Here is a 20,859-nt window from a genome sequence, read left to right on the forward strand (position 1 = left end):
CAGCTTGATTAGTGAAACAAATGCAAAGACTGCCCCGAGCGTTGAAATCCAGAGAATCAAGGCACGTCAACGCGACTGTTTTATGTACTCGCAGTCGCGCTTGAAGTCGGTGTCGTTCTGCAAGATTCGATCTCTATCGCTATTCGACAGTAGGTCATCATAGCGTGTTTTGAACGACTGATAAATTGCCTTGAAGCGATCAAATTCAGCCTCGGATTCCCTGTAGGCATAGAAGAGAGTACTCAATGAGAGCAAGAGGAACATCAGAAAAATATAATAGATACCAGTCGTAAACGTCCCTTACGAAGCAGTTCTGGACATGGAGCGAATTACGAATGTCGTGACAATGAAGGAGTAGACAGTAAAGACCGATGTCCTTCGGTAGCTGCCGATGGTTTTCACCATGTCGGTGGCCTTTTCTGATTGTTTCTGTATTGTTCGGATAACTTGTTTTTTATATCAATGTACTGTTTAACGTTCTCTTTCGGGTAAATACTATGATTTGAAACCATTGCTTGCAGAGCGCCACTACGCATGTCACGGAAATCAGATTTTTCAATATGGATAGACAACAAATTTTTGGCAATACCTAGTTTATCGCAATTCTGCCGGTGGATGTCCCTCGTAGCGGGCGAACATGGTCACATCTGGCCAAGCCATCAAAAAAGTGAGACATGGGTCGAGTTCCATAGCGAATCAGTAGGTACTTGTGGGAAAACCAAAAGGTCAGATAATGATAGACCAGTCCCTCTGGATCTGAGTTCCACGCCCCCAAACAAAGGCCCCACATCGGAGCCAGAAGTGGGGGCCGTTTGAACATAGGTTGGATGTTCAATCAGGAGCATTTTCGGGAGGAAAGAAAGGTTAGGTTTTGAACACTAAATTTTACTCAGAATCAGCAAACGTGACTAAATAACAATCGTCGACAACGATTTGTGTAGAAAGACATGCTGGTAAGGCGGGAAAGGAAACAGATGGGCGGCTTCACCAATTGCGCTAAAACGTAACTAAAAAAAATAGCGCAGATTGGGATATTGAGCCATGGAGAACCTAGGGTCAGTGACTGATGAATGATTGGAGCGCAGGCGATGCCTGGCCAGGCTGTGCGCGTCGGCCGATTGATGGGTATCAATGCGTGCGCGCTAAAAAAGCCCTAGGAGCTGGAACGCTCCCGCGTAACCGGCAAAGCTACCTGAATGACCGATGGCAGTCCAGCCGAGCGGGACTGGCACTTTGCCACAACTCAAGGCATGCTAGCCGCCCTTCGGGCGTCCGGCTTATAGTGCACGTCGCGCCAGTCAAGCCAAACCGCAGGATTACAGTTTGTCTAATGTCTCTCCCCCTTCTTCCGTGAGCGCACTCAATCCTGCGACCGGCTCACCCCTGCGTGGATCCTTGAAGGGCGCGCTGGCGACGCTCGTCCTGCTGCTACTCGCGCTACTGTTTTGGCAGTTGCTGGATCAGCTTCGCGAAACCCAGAAAAACCAGCGTCAGTACACCATCGACTACACCGCCGATCTGGCCTCGCAAGTCAGCCTGAACATGGCGCTCAACGCCCAGATCGCCCTCAACCTGCTACCGATCGTCGAACAACCAAAAAGCGCCGACGAACTGCAGGCGCTGCTGCGCAAGCTGCAAAAATCCTTGCCCGACCTGCGCAGCCTTGCGTTGCTCAGCCCTTCCGGGAAAGTCCTCAGCGACAGTGCCGACGACAGCAACGACGCCGACTACCTGAGCGAACTGGTCCGACGCAGTCACGCCCAGGCCCATTATTTCAGCAACGCCAATGACGGTTCGATGGTGCATCTGCTCCTGCATCAGGCCAGCGGTAGCACCCGCGGCTACTGGGCTCTGCGCCTGACGCCGACAATTTTCTCGTCGCTCACCACACCAAACGAAGCCGGTATTCGCCCGCAGTGGCTGGTGGAAAACCGCGTCAACCACCAAGTCATCAGCCGCGATGAATCGCAGACTTTAGCCAAATTGAGCGAGCTGACCGCGAACGATGTAACCAACAGCGTGCTGACTGTCCCCCTGACCGGCAGCGACTGGCAACTGCGCGGGCTATTCGACCGGCAACGGGTAATCGAACAGTTGCTGCCGGCGTTCATCGGCAAATGCCTTCTGGGCCTGGCCTTCTCCCTGCTGCCGTTCATCGCCCTGCTGAACATGCGCCGCCGCCAGCGTCAGGTGCATGAAGGCCGTCGACGCTACCAGGATATTTTTGAAGGCACCGGCGTCGCCCTGTGTGTGCTCGACGTGTCCGGGCTCAAAAGCGTCTTCGACAAGGCTCAGCTGCACAGCAGCGAACACCTGAAGGCCTGGCTCGATACACCACAACAACGCCAGCAACTGCTGCAGGAACTGCGCATCACCGAGGTCAACCTGGTCGCCCTGCAACTGCTCAACGTCAACACTTGCGATCAAGCCTGGAAACTGCTGATCGACGGCAATCCGCAGGACGGCACCGCCATCGGCAATCAAGTGCTCGAAGCGGTGCTCAACCAGCAGAGACAGCTTGAACTGGAAATCAAACTGCAGGACGCCAATGGCCGCGACCAGCACGTGTGGCTGGTCCTGCGGTTGCCGGAAGACCTGGACGACTATAAATCGGTGATCCTGAGCATCACTGATATCACCAGCCGCAAGCTCGTCGAACTGTCGCTGCTGGAGCGTGAAGGATTCTGGTCCGACGTGGTGCGCACCGTGCCGGATCATCTGTACGTGCAAGACGTGATCAGCCAGCGAATGATTTTCAGCAACCACCACCTGGGCCAGACACTCGGTTACAACCGTACCGAACTGCACCAGATGGGCGAGTATTTCTGGGAAATTCTCCTGAATCCCGAAGATGCCGATTTCTACCACCGTTCGCGCCAAACCCAGCGGCAGGCTGGCTACAGACAATTGCTGCAATGCCAACTGCGCTTCCGCCACCGGGATGGTAAATGGCGGCGTTTCGACATCCGCGAACAGGCGCTGGCGCGGGACAAGCACGATCAGGTCACGCGGATCATCGGCGTGGCCAAGGACATCACCGAACAGATCGAAGCCAGTGAGTCCTTGCGCGACAGCGAGCAGCGTTACCGGATGCTCGCCGAAAGCATCAGCGACGTGATTTTCTCAACCGACAGCAAGATGGCGCTCAACTACGTCAGCCCGTCGGTGCAGGCCGTGCTGGGCTACGACGCTGACTGGATTTTCCAGAACGGCTGGCAATCGACCATCGCCAACCCGCAACAACTGACCGGCATTTACACCCTGATGGACCGGGTCAGCAAAGCGCTGAATAAACCCGAGCAACTGGCGCTGTTGCGCAGTCAGGTGCAGACCCAACTGTTTTTGTTCGACTGCCTGCGGGCCGACGGGCGCAAGATTCCCATCGAGCTGCGGCTGGTGCTGGTCTGGGACGAACACGGTGCATTCGAAGGCGTGCTGGGCGTCGGTCGCGACATCAGCCAGCAGCGCCGGGCTGAAAAAGACCTGCGCATGGCCGCGACAGTGTTTGAGCACTCGACCTCGGCGATCCTGATCACCGACCCGGCCGGCTACATTGTCCAGGCCAACGAAGCCTTCAGCCGTGTCAGCGGTTATGCGGTGGAGCAGGTGCTCGACCAGTTGCCGAACATGCTGACGGTCGATGAGCAGCAGGAGGCCCATCTGCGTTACGTGCTCAAGCAGCTGCATCAGCACAGCACGTGGGAAGGTGAAGTCTGGCTCAAACGACGCAATGGCGAGCATTACCCGGCCTGGGTCGGGATTACGGCGGTGCTGGATGACGAAGGCGATCTGGCCAGCTACGTGTGCTTCTTCAGCGACATCAGTGAGCGCAAGGCCAGTGAGCAGCGGATTCACCGTCTGGCCTATTACGACGCCCTGACCCACCTGCCGAACCGCACGCTGTTCCAGGATCGCCTGCACTCGGCGCTGCAATCAGCCGAACGGCAGAAGTCCTGGGTGGTGCTGATGTTCCTCGACCTGGATCGTTTCAAACCGATCAACGACTCCCTGGGCCACGCCGCCGGCGATCGCATGCTCAAGGAAATGGCCACGCGCCTGCTCGGTTGTGTCGATGATGACGACACCGTGGCGCGCATGGGTGGCGATGAATTCACCTTGCTGCTGCAACCGCGGCTCACCCGTGAAATCGCCTTGAACCGGGCGATTCATGTGGCCGAACAGATTCTCGCCAGCCTGGTAAAACCGTTCGTGCTTGAAGGCCGCGAGTTCTTCGTCACCGCCAGTATCGGGATCGCCCTGAGCCCTCAGGACGGCAACGAACTCAGCCAACTGATGAAAAACGCCGACACCGCGATGTATCACGCCAAGGAGCGTGGCAAGAACAACTTCCAGTTCTATCAGGCCGACATGAACGCCAGCGCCCTGGAGCGTCTGGAGCTGGAAAGCGACTTGCGTCACGCCCTGGAGCAGAACGAATTCGTCCTCTACTACCAACCGCAGTTCAGCGGCGATGGCAAACGCCTGACCGGCGCCGAAGCCTTGCTGCGCTGGAGCCACCCGCGACGCGGTCTCGTACCGCCGGGGGACTTCATCCCGGTGCTCGAAGAGCTCGGTCTGGTGGTGGATGTCGGCGACTGGGTGATCAGCGAGGCCTGCCGTCAACTCAAGACCTGGCATCAGGCCAAGGTCCGGGTGCCCAAGGTGTCGGTGAACATTTCGGCCCGGCAATTCTCCGACGGCCAACTCGGGACGCGAATCGCCACCATCCTCAAGGAAACCGGCCTGCCGCCAGCGTGCCTGGAGCTGGAACTGACCGAAAGTATCCTGATGCGCGAAGTCAGCGAAGCGATGCAGATACTTGCCGGGCTGAAAAATCTCGGCCTGAGCATTGCGGTCGACGACTTCGGCACCGGTTACTCATCGCTCAACTACCTCAAGCAGTTCCCCATCGACGTGCTGAAAATCGACCGCACCTTCGTCGACGGCCTGCCGTCGGGTGAGCAGGATGCGCAAATTGCCCGCGCGATCATCGCCATGGCCCATAGCCTCAATCTGGCAGTCATCGCCGAGGGCGTGGAAACCCACGAGCAACTCGACTTCCTGCGTGAGCATGGTTGCGACGAGGTTCAAGGGTATCTGTTTGGCCGTCCGATGCCGGCGAGCCGGTTTGAAGCGCAGTTCAGCAATGATGCGCTCTTCATGTTTGACTGAGACCTTTGATCCCGTCATGAAGCCCACTTGTCTGCGACATGATGTCCTTTCATATGCCATCTAAAACCCATTGGGTTAGAATGCCCCCCTTTTCTGCCCCGATCCTTGAGGACCGCCATGTTCAGCCGTGATTTGACTATTGCCAAGTACGACGCCGATCTCTTTGCCGCCATGGAGCAAGAAGCTCAGCGCCAGGAAGAGCACATTGAGCTGATCGCTTCGGAAAACTACACCAGCCCTGCGGTGATGGAAGCTCAAGGCTCGGTACTGACCAACAAGTACGCCGAAGGCTACCCGGGCAAGCGCTACTACGGTGGTTGCGAGTTCGTCGACGTGGTTGAGCAACTGGCCATCGATCGTGCGAAGGAACTCTTCGGCGCCGATTACGCCAACGTTCAGCCGCACGCCGGTTCGCAAGCCAACAGCGCCGTTTACCTGGCTCTGCTGCAAGCGGGCGACACCCTCCTGGGCATGAGCCTGGCTCACGGCGGTCACCTGACCCACGGTGCCAGCGTTTCCTCTTCCGGCAAGCTGTACAACGCCGTTCAGTACGGCATCGATGCCAATGGCCTGATCGACTACGACGAAGTCGAGCGTCTGGCCGTTGAGCACAAGCCGAAAATGATCGTGGCCGGTTTCTCTGCCTACTCGCAGATCCTGGACTTCCCGCGTTTCCGCGAAATCGCTGACAAAGTCGGCGCCTACCTGTTCGTCGACATGGCCCACGTGGCGGGTCTGGTCGCCGCTGGCGTCTACCCGAACCCGGTGCCTTTCGCTGACGTCGTGACCACCACCACGCACAAGACCCTGCGCGGTCCACGGGGCGGTCTGATCCTGGCTCGCGCCAACGCCGACATCGAGAAGAAGCTGAACTCCGCGGTATTCCCGGGCGCCCAGGGTGGCCCGCTGGAGCACGTAATCGCCGCCAAAGCGATCTGCTTCAAGGAAGCGCTGCAGCCTGAGTTCAAGACTTACCAGCAACAAGTGGTGAAGAACGCCAAGGCCATGGCCGGCGTGTTCATCGAGCGCGGTTTCGACGTGGTATCGGGCGGTACTGAAAACCACCTGTTCCTGCTGTCGCTGATCAAGCAGGAAATCTCCGGTAAAGACGCCGACGCCGCTCTGGGCAAGGCTTTCATCACCGTGAACAAGAACTCCGTGCCAAACGATCCACGCTCCCCGTTCGTCACCTCCGGTCTGCGCTTCGGTACTCCGGCTGTGACCACTCGCGGCTTCAAGGAAGCAGAGTGCAAGGAACTGGCCGGCTGGATCTGCGACATCCTGGCTGACCTGAACAACGAAGCGGTGATCGATGCCGTTCGTGAGAAGGTCAAGGCCATCTGCAAGAAGCTGCCGGTATACGGCGCCTAATCAGCCCGCTAAACCGCAGCAACGAAAAACCGGCCAGTGATGGCCGGTTTTTTTTCGTCCGCGATTTTTTAAAACAGTGAAATGGCTCAAGGTCGGGGCATTGCGCCCAACTGGTAAGACCGGTAAAGCCAATCTGCAAATTTCCACTTGCGAACACCCAAAAACAGCGCCTAGACTGCGCCTGCACTGGACATACCGGTAAGACCACAATAATTAAGTCCTGAATCTGATGCGCTTAAGCGCACGGCAGCCAGGACACCGACCAGGATTCCTCCCATGCTCAAATGGTGCTCGCGTTCAATCTTCCTCCAAGTGGTTCTCGGACTGGTGCTCGGCATCGTCTGCGGGCTGACCCTTCCTGAATACTCCGCCCAGCTCAAACCGCTCGGCGACGGTTTCATCAAACTGATCAAGATGCTCATTGGCTTGATCGTGTTCTGCGTAGTGGTCAGCGGCATCAGCGGTGCCGGCGACCTGAAGAAGGTCGGACGCATCGGCCTGAAATCGGTGATCTACTTCGAAATCCTGACCACCATCGCCCTGGTGATCGGCCTGGTGTTCGCCTTCAGCACCGGCATTGGCAGCGGCGCGAACATTCATCTGGATCAGCTTTCCGCCGCGGACATGGGCGACATCGCCCAGCGCGGTCAACACATGCACACCACCACGCAATTCCTGATGGACCTGATTCCGACCTCGGTGATTGGCGCTTTTGCCGACAACAACATCCTGCAAGTCCTGCTGTTTTCAGTGCTGTTCGGTAGCGCGTTGAATCTGGTGGGTGAAGCGGCTTCGGGTATTTCCCGGTTGATCAACGAACTCAGCCACGTGATTTTCCGCATCATGGGTATGATCGTGCGCCTGGCGCCGATTGGTGTGTTCGGGGCGATTGCCTTCACGACCAGCAAATATGGCCTGGACTCGCTGCAACACTTGGGCAGCCTGGTCGGCCTGTTTTACCTGACTTGCGTGGCGTTCGTGTCGCTGATTCTCGGCCTGGTGATGCGCCTGTCCGGCCTGCGGATGTGGCCACTGCTCAAGTACCTGCGCGAAGAACTGCTGATCGTCATGGGCACCGCTTCTTCCGACGCCGTGCTGCCGCAGATCATGCGCAAGCTTGAGCACCTGGGCATCGGCAGTTCGACGGTCGGGCTGGTGATTCCAACCGGTTACTCGTTCAACCTGGACGGTTTCTCGATCTACCTGACCCTGGCCATCGTGTTCATCGCCAATGCCACCGGCACGCCGCTGGCCATGAGCGACTTGCTGACGATTCTGCTGGTGTCGTTGATCACCTCCAAAGGTGCCCACGGTATTCCCGGCTCGGCGCTGGTGATTCTTGCGGCAACGCTGACGGCAATCCCGGCGATTCCGGTGGTGGGCCTGGTGCTGGTGCTGGCGGTGGACTGGTTCATGGGCATCGGCCGGGCGCTGACCAACCTGATCGGCAACTGCGTGGCTACCGTAGCCATCGCCCGCTGGGAGAAGGACATCGATATTCAACGGGCGAACAAAGTGCTTTCCGGCCAAGTGGGTTATACCTTCCAGCCAAGAAAACCTGTCGCCCCGGCGCATCAGCAGGAATTTTGAATAATCGCCGTGCCTGCCTGCGGGCAGGCACGGTCATCAATCGTTTTGGATGCTCGTGGAGCGAACAGTGATTACCTCGTCGACCGTTGTGAATTCAGTCGTAGAAAAACTCAGGGCCGCTTTGGTCCGTGGTCAGTGGCGATCCGGCGAGATGCTGCCGGGGCAACGTGAGCTGGCCGAACAACTGGGCATCAGCCGCCCGAGCCTGCGTGAAGCCGTCATCGTGCTGGAGACCCTCGGGCTGGTGCGCTCCATGCCGGGTAAAGGCGTGGTGGTGTTGGAGGTCAATCTCAGCGACAGCCAAAGCCACGACAGCGCGGTGGCCGGTGCGAGCCTGGAAGACGTGCTGCAACTGCGCTACACCCTCGAGCCGTTCATTGTCGGCCTGGTCGCGCAGTCGATCAGCAGCAAGGAAGTCGGGCAACTGCGCCTGACCCTGATGGACATGCGCGAAGCCCTTGAGGCCAACGACAGCGAAGCCGGCGTGAACGCCTACATCGCGTTCCACGAAGAGCTGTTCACGCTGACCTCGAACCCGATTTTCCAGAGTGTGGTGCAACAGACCAGCAACGCCCTCAAGCAAAGCGCCGACGTGCTGCGCAATTCGCCAGAGCATCTGGCTGAACGTCTCGAAGAAAACGAAGCGGTAGTGCGGGCGATCCGCAGCAAGAACAGCGCCCTGGCCAGCGCCGAAATGCGTCGGCACATCCTTCGCGAAGGCCAGCGGATGGGCATCGAATTGAACATTCCGGACGACAACCTCGACAGTTGAGCCCGCTTCGAACTGGAGACAAGCCATGAACAGCTTCGCCTCGCCGCAAACACTCACGGCCCTGCCCTTCCCTCGAACGAATACCGGGAAGCCGTCGGCGGATGATCTCTACTCACGGATGTTCGATGCCATTCTCGAACAGCGCATCGTCCCCGCTAGCCGCTTCACCGAAGAAAGCCTGGGGGACATGTTCGGGGTCAGCCGCAGCAGCATCCGCCAGGTACTGACGCGCCTGTCGTATCAGCAGATCATCATCCTTCGCACCCATCATCGTCCCCGAGTCGCCGCGCCAGACATCGAGCAAACCCGCCAAACCCTTCATGCCCGGCGCCTGACCGAGATCACGCTGGTGCAACTGGCCAGCCAGCAGCCTCAAGCAGAAGATCTGAAACGCCTGCATGACCTGATCGCGCGGCAGCGCCGATGCATGGAGCGCGGTGAGCGCGGCCCGGCAATTCGACTGTCTGGAGAATTCCATCTACAACTGGCCGAGATGGCCGGCAATGCACCGCTGGCGCATTTCCTCGGCAGCCTGGTCCCCATGACATTGCTGGCCATCGCTCGACATGAACGACCCACGCCCAGTTATAGCGAATGGCATGAAAGCACACTGCTGGTGCAGGCTCTGGAGCGCGCAGACGTTACAGCAGCGGTTCGACTGATGACCCGGCAACTGGATCATCTTGAACAGACGCTACTGATGCCGCGCCCTGAAACTCGAGCGATAGAACATTAGGCAACTCCGCATCCAGGGCATGCAGCAAGGCTTGCCCGACCCCGGCAATGCCCAGCATCATCCCCAGATCGGGAATGCTGTCTTTACCGATAAAGTCTTCATTGAAGAAGTTGTGCACAGCCTCGGAAAACGCCTGCAACACGCGGGCGACGCCCTGGTCGTTTGTGTCCCGACGGTACAGATCCAGCAAGCACACAAGATTCCCGAAATCACCGTGACAAAGGCTGTAACCACTTCCCAGGCCATGCCCCCAGAGATTGTTTTCACAGGTTTTGATGTCTGCTTCGACTGCCGTCCTTACGTCGTGGCTCAAGGCATTTGCCAGCGCCCTGCTCAGTTGCAACCGGGAGATCAAAATACCCGCGTCGCCATGACACCATTTGTTCATATAGCTTTGTCTGGAGCAATCACGCAGATCGAGCCAGAAGCCTTGGACGGTCAGACGGTTTTCGGCCTCCAGCAATTGCGTGATCAACGTCACGAGCGACGAATCCCGAGTGACCTCGTACACCTTGGCCAGCGCATGGAGAATGCCGGACATCCCATGAGAGAACCCCGTCAGCAGCGGCACCCGAGTGTCACCGAGCACAAATGTGCCGTCTTCGTACCTCAGTCGGGACTTGATCGCTTCGGTAAACGTTTTTATGAGGGGCAGCAACATCGCGCGCTTCTCCAACAAGTAGAGATTCGCCAACATTGTCACCGTGCCGCACCCGCCATTGAGAAAGTCGTACTCGTCATCGGGGCGAGGACAGTCGGCGAGCTTGAGCAGTAACCCATCGATGGTTTGTTGGTGATTCTGCCGTCCTGTCACACGCTGGTAATTGACCAGCACGTACACATAGGATGCCAACCCGAAATAGGCGCTGACCGTCATGTCACTGTCAAAATGGCCATGGGACTTTGCCATCGAACGCAGGATCTCGTCAGCCTTATCGTTGTAATGTTCCTGGCCGCTGACGCTGAATAGACTCATGTAAAAAATCGCAAGCCCGCCCATGCCGTTGTACAAGCTGTTACCCATTGCAGAAATGTATTTGCGCCGGGTTCGCGGATGAGTATTCAAGAACATCCACCCGACATCGCCCTCCTCACCCTTGATACGAAAGCGCTCGATTGCCCCGGCGATGCTCATTGCAGCATCAAGGTACTGCGGCGAGCTCAGCCCCGGCGCTCCGTCACATCGATGTTTACGGTTCATGGGCAAGGCGTCGTTGGAAACGGGAAACAGGCACTCCCGAAGTATGTACTTCTGGAAGGTTTTATCGCTGGGCGAGAGTGATCTCAACTTGCGCCGGCAACTGTCAAAAGGGGTTTCGATCGCCAGTTGCGTCAACTCCACACCTGCAGCACCGACTATTCGGCTTGAACCGATAGACATGGTGAAACAAGGGATGTTGGCCTTCTGCAAATCGTTCAATTCGTACCGTGGTAGCTGATGGCCAGTGAGCGCCTCGTTCAACTCTGCCCACAACGTTGCCAGCAGCACCTCACGCTGAATCATGCATTGCATGAAGCGCGGATGAAGGGACAGTTCGATGAAGTCGGCGTAACGCTGCGTATTTTTTAACAGGACACGGGTTTTCAGCTGGCTGACGTGCTGGGTGATCAGTTCCTGTACCGCGTCGATATGGTTCACGATCTGGTCGTAGGCATCTTCGAACCCTTGGAAGAACACGTGCTGGTACTCATCCACTGAACGCGGCTCACCCTTGAAAACCGGCAGGTGTCTGATCACAGGAACCTTGTCGACCTTGACCGTTTTCAAACGATAGAAACTTTGCTCACGAATCAGCTGCTTCTTTTTCGAAATGAAGGTTTTCTGCCGAGTCAGCCCGCCGGTGTCATTGTCGGCGTCTGGCGAATAGGCGACAAAACCGCTCGAGAAGACGGACTGACTGTTGCGTTTGAGGGTTTTGAACAATGCACGGGTGTGTGGAAGGTTGATCTTCAGATCAACCATGGCGGCCGTGAACAGACACTCCAGGTCGATCATCACCGGGCTGTTGCCGCAGGCAATGATGTTTTCGTAGTGGAAATCGATGCCGTTCAAGGCGTGAACGACCGCAATCTGTGCTCCCATCCGCCGGTAGAATAACGACAGATCGGTCTCTGCTGCGCACGCCAGATTCTCGATTTTTTCGATCCAGCAGCGCCCCTCCCTGGCTACCGTTATCGGCGCATAGATGGCAAAGCTGTCATCGCCGGTCAGCTCATGAAGGCGCTTTAGCAGTGCATTGTAGAACAAGGCCTCATGATTGCTCCGTGGCTTGTACACCAGCGATTGACTGCCAACCTGTACAGAGCAGACCGTTTCTCCGTCCGCATGGGGATCGCCCAACCCGAGGTTGATTGCGTCTATCCGTTTGCCAGGCAAACTGAATGTACGTTGGAGTAGGTCAGCGTCGTCGGCAAAATGAAAAACGACCTTGTACAGGTACGCTACCGTGCTGTTGATCTGCTCGATCAAGAGACGGGTGAGAACCGGGTATGATTTCAGAACCGCGCCTGTTATTCCGGTTTTCAATCGCTGATTGAAGGTCTGTAGATCCAGATCGGCATTTTCGGATATCTGCGTATTCAGCGCATGGACAAGAGACTTCTCCGATAAACGTTTGACGCCTGCGATGACGTAAGACTTGACACTCGCCAGCAAACTATCAACATTCGTCAAGTTGCACACCTCAATAAATCGTCGCTCTTCTTCGAAGCACTTCTTGAAGTATTCGTAAAAAACATAATAAAAGCAGTAGAAACATTCCTGACCTACGTCTTCCACATGCTCGCCCAGTAACAGCGACTCTATAATGTCAATTTCGTGTTTCAAAGACACTATCACCGACGACTCATGTTCACGCTCGACAGGCCTGTTGTTACTTTCAACTCGTTGAATCAGTTGCTGCCGATCCAGACCAAAATAATGCAGTAGAGCATTATCATTTTTATGCAGCTGCGCAATGGTCTTATGCAACAGGGCAACATCTATCGACGCACCGGCGCCCGTTATTTCACGCTCTTGAAACGTCAGTACATCAGCCAACATTTGATGACACCTATGACGGATATGGCGAGCCATCGACTCGCCATAGGTGACTGCCTGCTTAGCAGTCCAGAACGGTGCAGCCCAGGGTGCCGCACGATACGGTGGTCGCCATGACCTCTGCGCCTGCGGTCTGGTTGTCGCCTGCTTTTACGTAGGCTTCGAATTCCGCATCGAACTCACCCGACAGATCCATGATTTGCTCTTTCATTCAATTCTCCATACTCAACAAGTTAACGCCAATATTAGCGCCCAAAGACTGTATCACCCGGATGAAATAATGAAAGATTAGAAACCCAACCAAATGTAACTTACACCCCCCTCTAACTCCGCCACTAAAAGCCAAATCAGAAATAACCTTTAATGCTTTAACACACACAGCAATCATTCAGCCGAACACAGCAATACTTATCCAACAAGGACACGGAACAATATTAATTCTGAATTTCAACAAGAAATCTTTAGTCGTCATTGCGACGACGTGAAAAAGTGCCCAATGCAATGGGCACTGAACTTTTAGTCCGCGGCTATCCGCGCAAACCCTTCACGAATCTTCTCTTCTGGCAAATCATCGGCAATAAACACGATCACGCTTTCGCGCGTTTCATCGTTCGCCCACTCGGTGTCCCAATCGAATCCGTACAACTTCAACACGCCCTGAAACACCATGCGCCGTGGCTCACCCAGGATGTTCAAAACGCCTTTGTAGCGCAGCAGTTGCTTGCCATGGTCTTCCAGCAGCTCGTTCATGAACTCGCTGAGTTTGTCGATATCCAGTGGCTTGTCGGTGCGCAGTACCAGGCTGGAAATACGGTCGATGGACGGCGCTTTGTTCACCGGGCGCAGGCTGACGCCGCCAAGGTCGGCATTGAGATTGAAACCGCGCACGTCAAGCAATTCGGCCAGGTCAATCTTGCCGTGCTCGACCACGCGAATCGGTGCGCGACGGTTGATCCGGGTCAGCCGCTCGCTGAGGGCGTTGAACGTCGCCTCGTCCACCAGATCGCGCTTGCTCACCAGTAAGCGGTCGGCGAAACCGATCTGCGCCTGGGCGATGGTTTGGGTCAGGTGAGTGTCGGCATGAGCGGCGTCCACCAAGGTGATGATGCCGTCAAGGATGTAGCGCTCGCGCAGCTCTTCATCGATGAAGAACGTCTGCGCCACCGGTGCAGGGTCGGCCAGGCCGGTGCATTCGATCACCAGACGGTCGAAGGCGATTTCGCCGCTGTCCAGGCGTTCGAGCAGCAAGTACAGAGCCTTGGTCAGGTCAGTGTGGATGGTGCAGCAGACGCAACCGTTGGACAGCGTCATCACTTGCACCGGTTCGTCGCCCAATAGTTGGGTATCGATTCCGGCGTCGCTGAATTCGTTCTCGATCACGGCGATTTTCAGGCCGTGTTCGGCTTTGAGCAGGTGGCGCAGCAGGGTGGTTTTTCCCGCGCCGAGAAAGCCACTGAGGATTGTTACAGGGATAGGGGTCAACAAAATAAGGTCTCCCGGACGCAAAAAAACTGTAGGAGCCTGGCTTGCCGGCGATGGCGTCCTGAAGATCGCCATCGCCGGCAAGCCAGGCTCCTACAGTGGTGTGTTGCCTAGACCTCGTGCATCAACAGCACTTCGGCCCACCCTTGCCACCGTAACGAGCCTCCTGGCGTTCCCGGAAGAACATCTCGTAGCTCATCACCGGTTTGTCCGGGTGTTTGCTTTGCATATGCTCGACGTAAGTGTCGTAGTCGGGCATCCCGACCATCAGGCGCGCGGCCTGACCGAGGTATTTACCGAGGCGACTCAGGTCATTGAACATGGTGCAATCCTCGATTACGCGTCCGGCAGAGCCTGGAATGGCGCTTCTTTATCCGTACGTTCTTTGGTGCCCCAAGCGGCGATACCGACCTTCAGTGCAAAGAACAGGATGCTGAAGACCACCAGCAAGAACATCGCCGTCAATGTTGCGTTGGTGTAGGCGTTGTAGATCACGTGCTGCATCTGCTCGATACTTTTGGCCGGGGCGAGGACCTGACCATTGGCCAGGGCATCGCTGTATTTCTTGGCCAAGGCCAGGAAACCGATCGCCGGATTGGCATCGAACAGCTTGATGAAACCGGCGGTGGTGGTGCAGATCAGCAACCACACGGCTGGCAACATGGTGACCCAGACGTAGCGTTGGCGTTTCATTTTGATCAGTACGACGGTCGCCAACATCAGCGCGATACCGGCCAGCATCTGGTTGGAGATACCGAACAGCGGCCACAAGGTGTTGATGCCACCCAGCGGATCGATCACGCCCTGGTACAACAGGTAACCCCACATCGCCACACATCCTGCAGTTGCGATCAGGTTGGCGGTCCAGGAATCAGTACGCTTCAGCGCCGGCACGAAGGAGCCGAGCAGGTCTTGCAGCATGAAACGTCCGGCACGGGTCCCGGCGTCCACCGCTGTGAGGATGAACAACGCTTCGAACAGGATCGCGAAGTGGTACCAGAACGCCATGGTGTTTTCACCCGGCAGGACACTGTGCAGGATCTGCGCGATACCGACCGCCAGGGTCGGCGCACCGCCGGCACGGGCCAGGATGGTGGTTTCCCCGATGTCCTTGGCCACCGCTTGCAGGGCTTCCGGCGTAATCGCAAAACCCCAGCTGCTGACGGTTTGTGCCACAGCCACCACGTCACCGCCGACGATCGCCGCCGGACTGTTCATGGCGAAATACACGCCAGGCTCGATCACCGACGCGGCAACCATGGCCATGATGGCCACGAAGGACTCCATCAGCATGCCGCCGTAACCGATGTAACGGGCATGGCCTTCGTTAGCCAACAGTTTCGGCGTGGTCCCGGAAGCGATCAGCGCATGGAAACCCGACACCGCGCCACAGGCGATGGTGATGAACAGGAACGGGAACAGCCCGCCCTTCCACACCGGTCCGGTGCCATCGATGAACTGGGTCAACGCCGGCATTTTCAGGTCGGGCATGGTGATCAGGATGCCGATCGCCAAGGCCACGATGGTGCCGATCTTCAGAAAGGTCGACAGGTAGTCACGCGGCGCCAGGATCAGCCACACCGGCAATACCGCTGCGACGAAACCGTAGCCGATCAGCATCCAGGTAATCTGGATCCCGGTGAAACTGAAGGCCTTGGCCCACACCGGATCAGCGGCAATTTGCCCGCCCAGCCAGATCGAACCGAGCAGCAGCAACACGCCGACCACGGAGATTTCGCCGATGCGGCCCGGGCGGATGTAGCGCATGTAGATGCCCATGAACATCGCGATCGGGATGGTCGCCATCACCGTGAAAATCCCCCACGGACTCTCGGCCAGGGCCTTGACCACGATCAGCGCCAGCACCGCGAGGATGATGATCATGATCAGGAAGCAGCCAAACAGCGCGATGGTCCCGGGGATGCGGCCCATTTCCTCACGAACCATGTCGCCGAGGGAGCGGCCGTTGCGGCGGGTGGACATGAACAGAACCATGAAGTCCTGAACGGCACCGGCCAACACCACGCCGGCAATCAGCCACAGCGTACCGGGCAAATAGCCCATCTGCGCCGCCAGGACCGGACCGACCAGCGGCCCCGCGCCAGCGATGGCGGCGAAGTGGTGACCGAAGAGTACGTGTTTGTTGGTCGGCACGTAGTCCAGACCGTCGTTGTTGACGACAGCGGGCGTGGCACGATTGGGGTCGAGTTGCATCACCTTGTTGGCGATGAACAGGCTGTAGTAACGATAAGCGACGAGATAGATAGCGACTGCTGCGACTACGATCCAGAGGGCGTTGATCGCTTCGCCGCGGCGCAGGGTCACGACACCAAGGGCGCACGCTCCCAGGATTGCCAGCAGCAGCCAGGGCAAGTGGCGTAGCAGGCTATTATTATTTTTCATTTTATGATTCCATCCAGGGTGGACAAGAAAGACAGCCGTTCGGAGTTTAGCGCTAACGGCCGCAAAGGCCATACCCCGACTTTGGTTGAGCCTTCACTTTGCTGGCAGCCTTTAAGGAAGCGGGTCTATAGTCAGCGAACCTTTTCGAGGATTGCGCCATGAGCGAGCACCCTGCCGATCGCCGCCGTTTCAAACGTATTGCGTTCGATGCCCGAACCGAGCTGAGCCAAGGGGCCTTCATCTGGCCAGTAACGCTGATCGACCTGTCGCTCAAGGGACTGTTAATCGAAAAGCCCGAGCCGTGGCTGGGGAGTCGAGAGCAGGATTTTTCTGTCGACATTCATCTTAGCGATGACATCGAAATCAAGATGGATGTGCATCTGACCCATGATGACCACAGCCAGCTCGGCTTCGTCTGCCGGCATATCAGCTTGGAATCCATTGAATGCCTACGGCGATTGATCGAATTCAACTTGGGTGACCCGAAAGCGCTGGAGCGGGAGCTGGGGGCGCTGATCGAAGTCTGATCAACACCCCCGACCTCATTACTCGAACAACGCGTCCAACGCCTGTTCCAGACGTGTCACAGCAACAATCTGCAACCCCGGCGGCGCCTCTTTCGGCGCATTGCCCTTGGGCACGATGGCGCGTTTGAAGCCGTGCTTGGCGGCTTCTTTCAAGCGTTCCTGGCCGCTTGGCACCGGGCGTACCTCGCCGGAAAGCCCGACTTCGCCGAACACCAGCAGGTCATGGGGCAGTGGCCGGTTGCGCAAACTGGACATGACCGCCGCCATCAGCGCCAGGTCGGATGCCGTTTCCAGCACCTTCACCCCGCCAACCACGTTGAGAAACACGTCCTGATCATGGGTCGGAATGCCACCGTGACGGTGCAGCACCGCCAACAGCATCGCCAGACGATTCTGATCCAGACCCAGCGTTACCCGACGCGGATTGGCAAGGTGGCTATCATCAACCAGCGCCTGGACTTCCACCAGCATCGGCCGCGTCCCTTCCCACGTCGCCATGACCACACTGCCCGGCACTTCTTCCTGCGCACGGGTGAGAAAAATCGCCGACGGGTTAGAGACTTCTTTCAGGCCCTTGTCGGTCATACCGAAAACGCCCAGCTCGTTGACGGCGCCGAAACGGTTTTTCACCGCCCGCAACAAACGCAAGCGCCCATCGGATTCGCCTTCGAAATACAGAACCGTGTCGACCATGTGCTCCAGCACTCGCGGCCCGGCCAATGCACCTTCTTTGGTCACGTGGCCGACCAGGAAAATCGCTGTGCCGCTCTGCTTGGCATAGCGCACCAGCAACGCCGCACTTTCCCGAACCTGCGACACGCCGCCCGGTGCCGATTGCAGCTGCTCGGTGAAGATCGTCTGGATCGAGTCGATCACCATCACCTTGGGTTTTTCCTGTCGGGCCGTGGCGATGATGGTTTCGATGCAGGTTTCGGTCATCACCCGCAGTTGATCCTGAGGCAAGCCGAGACGGCGGGCGCGCATGGCCACTTGCTGCTGGGATTCTTCGCCGGTGACGTACAGTGCCGGCATGACTTTGGCGAGATTGCACAAGGTTTGCAGCAGAATGGTCGATTTGCCGATGCCCGGATCACCGCCGATCAGCACCACCGAGCCGTCTACCAGACCACCACCCAGCACCCGATCGAGCTCGCTGGAGGCGGTGGAAAAACGCGGGATTTCTTCGACGCTGACTTCGGCCAGGGTCCTGATCTGTGCCTGTTGTCCGGTCCAGCCGGTGCGACCGCTGGGTGCTGCGGCGCCTCCACTTTCCACCATGGTTTCGGTCAGCGTGTTCCAGGCCCCGCACTCGCCGCACTGGCCAGCCCACTTGGGGAAGGTTGAGCCGCACTCGGTGCAGCCATACATGCGCTTGGCCTTGGCCATCTGAACTCCCGGCAAAAACCGCGATGATAGCTCAGCTGGCGCGGATCAGCGCGGCGTCGCGGTGCGGATTTCACCGCTGGCCAGACGCGCGGCGCTATTGCCCAGCGGATCCTCGGCGTAAAGGTCCGCCCCCTTGGCTTTGAGCGCGTCGAGCAACTCGACGCGCTTGAACAATCCGGCGTACATCGCTGCGGTTTGCCCGGCACCATTGCGTTGATCGGGGCTGCAATTGGTCGCCAGTAGGGTTCGAGCAATCTGTACTTCGCCCTTGAAAATCGCGCCCATCAGCGCCGTGTTGCCACGAGGGTCCTGAGCACAAGCGTCTGCCCCGGCAGCGAGCAATCGGTCCACCGCCGCACTCTGCCCGTGATAAGCCGCCAGAATCAGTGCGGTGTAGCCCTTGTTATCGTGAGTATCGAGGAAGTATCCAGCCTCGATGAAGGCCTCGAGCATCGGCACATCGCCGCGACGGGCAGCATCGAAGTAGTAGTCCTGCAATTGGGCTTTCAGTGCAGCAGGATCTTTCGTGCCTTGCGTGGCCGGCCCGGCGAGCACGCTGAACGGCAAACACGCCAGAAAAAATGACAGATAAAAACGCATGACAAGGCTCCTTTGCCAGACGGGACCTCGCATGAGGCCCCGCTTCAGGCTGAAAAATCAGTCAACCAGTTTGGCGGCCAGAGCCTTGACCCGGTTCAGATCCCCCTTGGCAACCTCGGTCACCCCGGCCCCGTACTCCGGGTCGGCCTTATAGAGGAAGGACAGCATGATGTGTTTGCTCTCATCATCGGTGGTGACCAGCGAACCACCGAAGCTCTCGATCAGGTCCTTGCGTTCTTTCTTGCTGAAGGAGCGATACAGATCGCCGGCCTGCTTGAAGTTTTGTTCACGCTGAATCTTCACCTGCTGCGTGCTGCCCGACAGCGCCGATTGGCTGTAGCGCGCGGTTTGCAGCTCTTCACGAGGCAGCAATCGGCTTGGCTGGTAATTCACCCCAGTGCTGCTGTGGCCGATATTCATTGCGCCGTCCTGATGGCCGTTGTTTACCGCAGTCTTTGGAGCATTGATCGGCAACTGCATCGCATTGGCCCCCAGACGGTACAGTTGCGTATCGGCATAAGAGAACACGCGCCCCTGCAACAATCGGTCTTCCGAAGGTTCGATACCGGGAACAAGATTGGCCGGAGCCATAGCAACTTGCTCCGTTTCCTGGAAGACATTCGCAGGATTACGATTCAAGACCATTTGTCCAACTTTTCGCTCTGGAACGCCGGGCCAAATCTTGGTTGCATCCAAAGGATCGAAATCAAACTTGTACAAGTCTTGAGGATTTAAAACCTGAATGTACAAGTCCCATTTCGGAAAATCGCCTTTGTTAATATGTGCAACCAAGTCCTTGGTCATATGACTGTAATCTTCACCTTGAATTTTCGTCACGGCTTTCGGGTCGAGATTGTTAATCCCTTGCAAACTGTTCCAGTGAAACTTCACGTAGTGAACTTCACCTTTGGCGTTAATTAACTTATAGGCGTGAACACCATTACCATCCATTTGCCGATAACTGGCCGGTGTACCGGAGTTAGAGTACAACTCGGTCAGGGTGCGAGTCGCCTCCGGAACATGCGAGAAGAAATCGAAACGACGGGCGTCATCGTCAAGGTTGGTACGCGGGTCAGGCTTGAAGGCATGGACCATGTCTGGAAACTTGATGGCGTCACGGATGAAGAAGGTCGGGAAATTGTTGCCGACCAGGTCCCAATTGCCGTCCGCGGTGTAGAACTTGGTGGCAAAACCGCGAGGGTCACGCAGGGTTTCCGGTGAATGGTTGCCGTGGACCACCGCCGAAAAGCGTACAAACACCGGAGTGTTCTGGCCAGCGGCGAACACCTTGGCCTTGGTCAGATCAGTCAGGTCGTCAGTCACGCTGAAGGTGCCATGGGCACCCGTACCGCGGGCATGCACCACTCGCTCAGGAATGCGTTCACGGTCAAAGCGCTGGAGCTTCTGGATCAATTGCACGTCTTGCAGCAACACCGGGCCGGTCGCGCCGGCGGTTTGCGAGTTCTGGTTGTCGCCCACCGCAGCACCGTTATCGCGGGTCAGGGTTGCTGCGTTGACGGAGAAAGACAGCAGACTGGCGGTCAAAACGCCAAGGGTGCGCCGACGGGGAAAAGCCCCAAGGCCAATGGTCAAATTCATTTCAGGTTCCTCTGTTTTTTAAGGCGCAATCCAAGTGCGCTTATCAGAGGCTAGAGGTCGAAGTCGCAGAACATAAATAGAAAGAACGTAATGCGATGATTTAGAATTTTATGTGGATAATCAGGTGGCTAACGTGTATTAAACGTGCGCGACCGATGGCACTTTGTCAACTAATTACCGG

Annotated in this window: 14 protein-coding genes; 6 read left to right on the forward strand and 8 right to left on the reverse strand. The window is 57.1% G+C overall.

All coding sequences use genetic code 11. From position 1 onward, the window contains the following. Positions 1-1,323: 1,323 nt before the first annotated feature. The 5 genes from ACYZT3_RS25555 to ACYZT3_RS25575 all read left to right on the forward strand — a co-directional run bounded on the left by ACYZT3_RS25555 (position 1,324) and on the right by ACYZT3_RS25575 (position 9,641). Positions 1,324-5,172 (forward strand): sensor domain-containing protein, encoded by a 3,849-nt coding sequence (locus ACYZT3_RS25555; RefSeq protein ID WP_462031006.1) that lies wholly within the window; start codon positions 1,324-1,326, stop codon positions 5,170-5,172. Between the two features lie 117 nt (positions 5,173-5,289). Continuing rightward, positions 5,290-6,543: a serine hydroxymethyltransferase gene (gene glyA, locus ACYZT3_RS25560; RefSeq protein ID WP_282381040.1), complete on the forward strand. Its 1,254-nt coding sequence runs from the start codon at positions 5,290-5,292 to the stop codon at positions 6,541-6,543. 276 nt (positions 6,544-6,819) lie between these two features. Beyond that, the gene (locus ACYZT3_RS25565; RefSeq protein ID WP_282381038.1) at positions 6,820-8,133 is read left to right on the forward strand and encodes a C4-dicarboxylate transporter DctA; all 1,314 of its coding nucleotides are present in this window, start codon (positions 6,820-6,822) and stop codon (positions 8,131-8,133) included. A gap of 67 nt (positions 8,134-8,200) precedes the next feature. Beyond that, positions 8,201-8,905, forward strand: a complete 705-nt coding sequence (locus ACYZT3_RS25570; protein WP_282381036.1) for a FadR/GntR family transcriptional regulator — start codon at positions 8,201-8,203, stop codon at positions 8,903-8,905. A gap of 25 nt (positions 8,906-8,930) precedes the next feature. Continuing rightward, positions 8,931-9,641 carry a GntR family transcriptional regulator gene (locus ACYZT3_RS25575; RefSeq protein WP_462031007.1) on the forward strand — a complete coding sequence of 237 codons (711 nt, stop codon included), beginning with the start codon at positions 8,931-8,933 and terminating at the stop codon, positions 9,639-9,641. Here the strand turns inward: ACYZT3_RS25575 and lanM are convergent. The 5 genes from lanM to ACYZT3_RS25600 all read right to left on the reverse strand — a co-directional run bounded on the left by lanM (position 9,547) and on the right by ACYZT3_RS25600 (position 16,566). Beyond that, positions 9,547-12,684, reverse strand: coding sequence for a type 2 lanthipeptide synthetase LanM (lanM, locus tag ACYZT3_RS25580; RefSeq protein WP_462031008.1), 3,138 nt, complete (start codon positions 12,682-12,684; stop codon positions 9,547-9,549). The two genes, ACYZT3_RS25575 and lanM, sit on opposite strands and share 95 nt — an antisense overlap. A 58-nt stretch (positions 12,685-12,742) precedes the next feature. Next, positions 12,743-12,892 carry a hypothetical protein gene (locus tag ACYZT3_RS25585; protein ID WP_282381030.1) on the reverse strand — a complete coding sequence of 50 codons (150 nt, stop codon included), beginning with the start codon at positions 12,890-12,892 and terminating at the stop codon, positions 12,743-12,745. Positions 12,893-13,197: 305 nt separating this feature from the next. Further along, positions 13,198-14,166 (reverse strand): GTPase, encoded by a 969-nt coding sequence (gene yjiA / locus ACYZT3_RS25590; RefSeq protein WP_282381028.1) that lies wholly within the window; start codon positions 14,164-14,166, stop codon positions 13,198-13,200. 121 nt (positions 14,167-14,287) lie between these two features. After that, positions 14,288-14,485 carry a YbdD/YjiX family protein gene (locus tag ACYZT3_RS25595; RefSeq protein WP_126366556.1) on the reverse strand — a complete coding sequence of 66 codons (198 nt, stop codon included), beginning with the start codon at positions 14,483-14,485 and terminating at the stop codon, positions 14,288-14,290. A gap of 14 nt (positions 14,486-14,499) precedes the next feature. After that, positions 14,500-16,566, reverse strand: coding sequence for a carbon starvation CstA family protein (locus ACYZT3_RS25600; protein ID WP_462031009.1), 2,067 nt, complete (start codon positions 16,564-16,566; stop codon positions 14,500-14,502). Positions 16,567-16,724: 158 nt separating this feature from the next. Here ACYZT3_RS25600 and ACYZT3_RS25605 point away from each other — a divergent pair, with 158 nt between their 5' ends. Beyond that, entirely contained in the window at positions 16,725-17,093 is a 369-nt protein-coding gene (locus tag ACYZT3_RS25605) for a PilZ domain-containing protein (RefSeq protein WP_282381243.1), read from the forward strand. Positions 17,094-17,111: 18 nt separating this feature from the next. Here the strand turns inward: ACYZT3_RS25605 and radA are convergent, their stop codons facing one another. Genes radA through ACYZT3_RS25620 form a run of 3 tightly spaced genes read right to left on the reverse strand, consistent with a single transcriptional unit; the run spans position 17,112 to position 20,678 of the window. After that, complete coding sequence (gene radA / locus ACYZT3_RS25610) at positions 17,112-18,479, reverse strand: DNA repair protein RadA (protein WP_462031010.1); 1,368 nt, start codon at positions 18,477-18,479, stop codon at positions 17,112-17,114. 45 nt (positions 18,480-18,524) lie between these two features. Then, entirely contained in the window at positions 18,525-19,079 is a 555-nt protein-coding gene (locus ACYZT3_RS25615) for an ankyrin repeat domain-containing protein (protein WP_282381248.1), read from the reverse strand. A 57-nt stretch (positions 19,080-19,136) separates the two neighbouring features. Continuing rightward, positions 19,137-20,678, reverse strand: a complete 1,542-nt coding sequence (locus ACYZT3_RS25620) for a catalase (protein ID WP_282381250.1) — start codon at positions 20,676-20,678, stop codon at positions 19,137-19,139. Positions 20,679-20,859: the final 181 nt, after the last annotated feature.

This window comes from Pseudomonas sp. MDT1-16 (assembly GCF_054898115.1).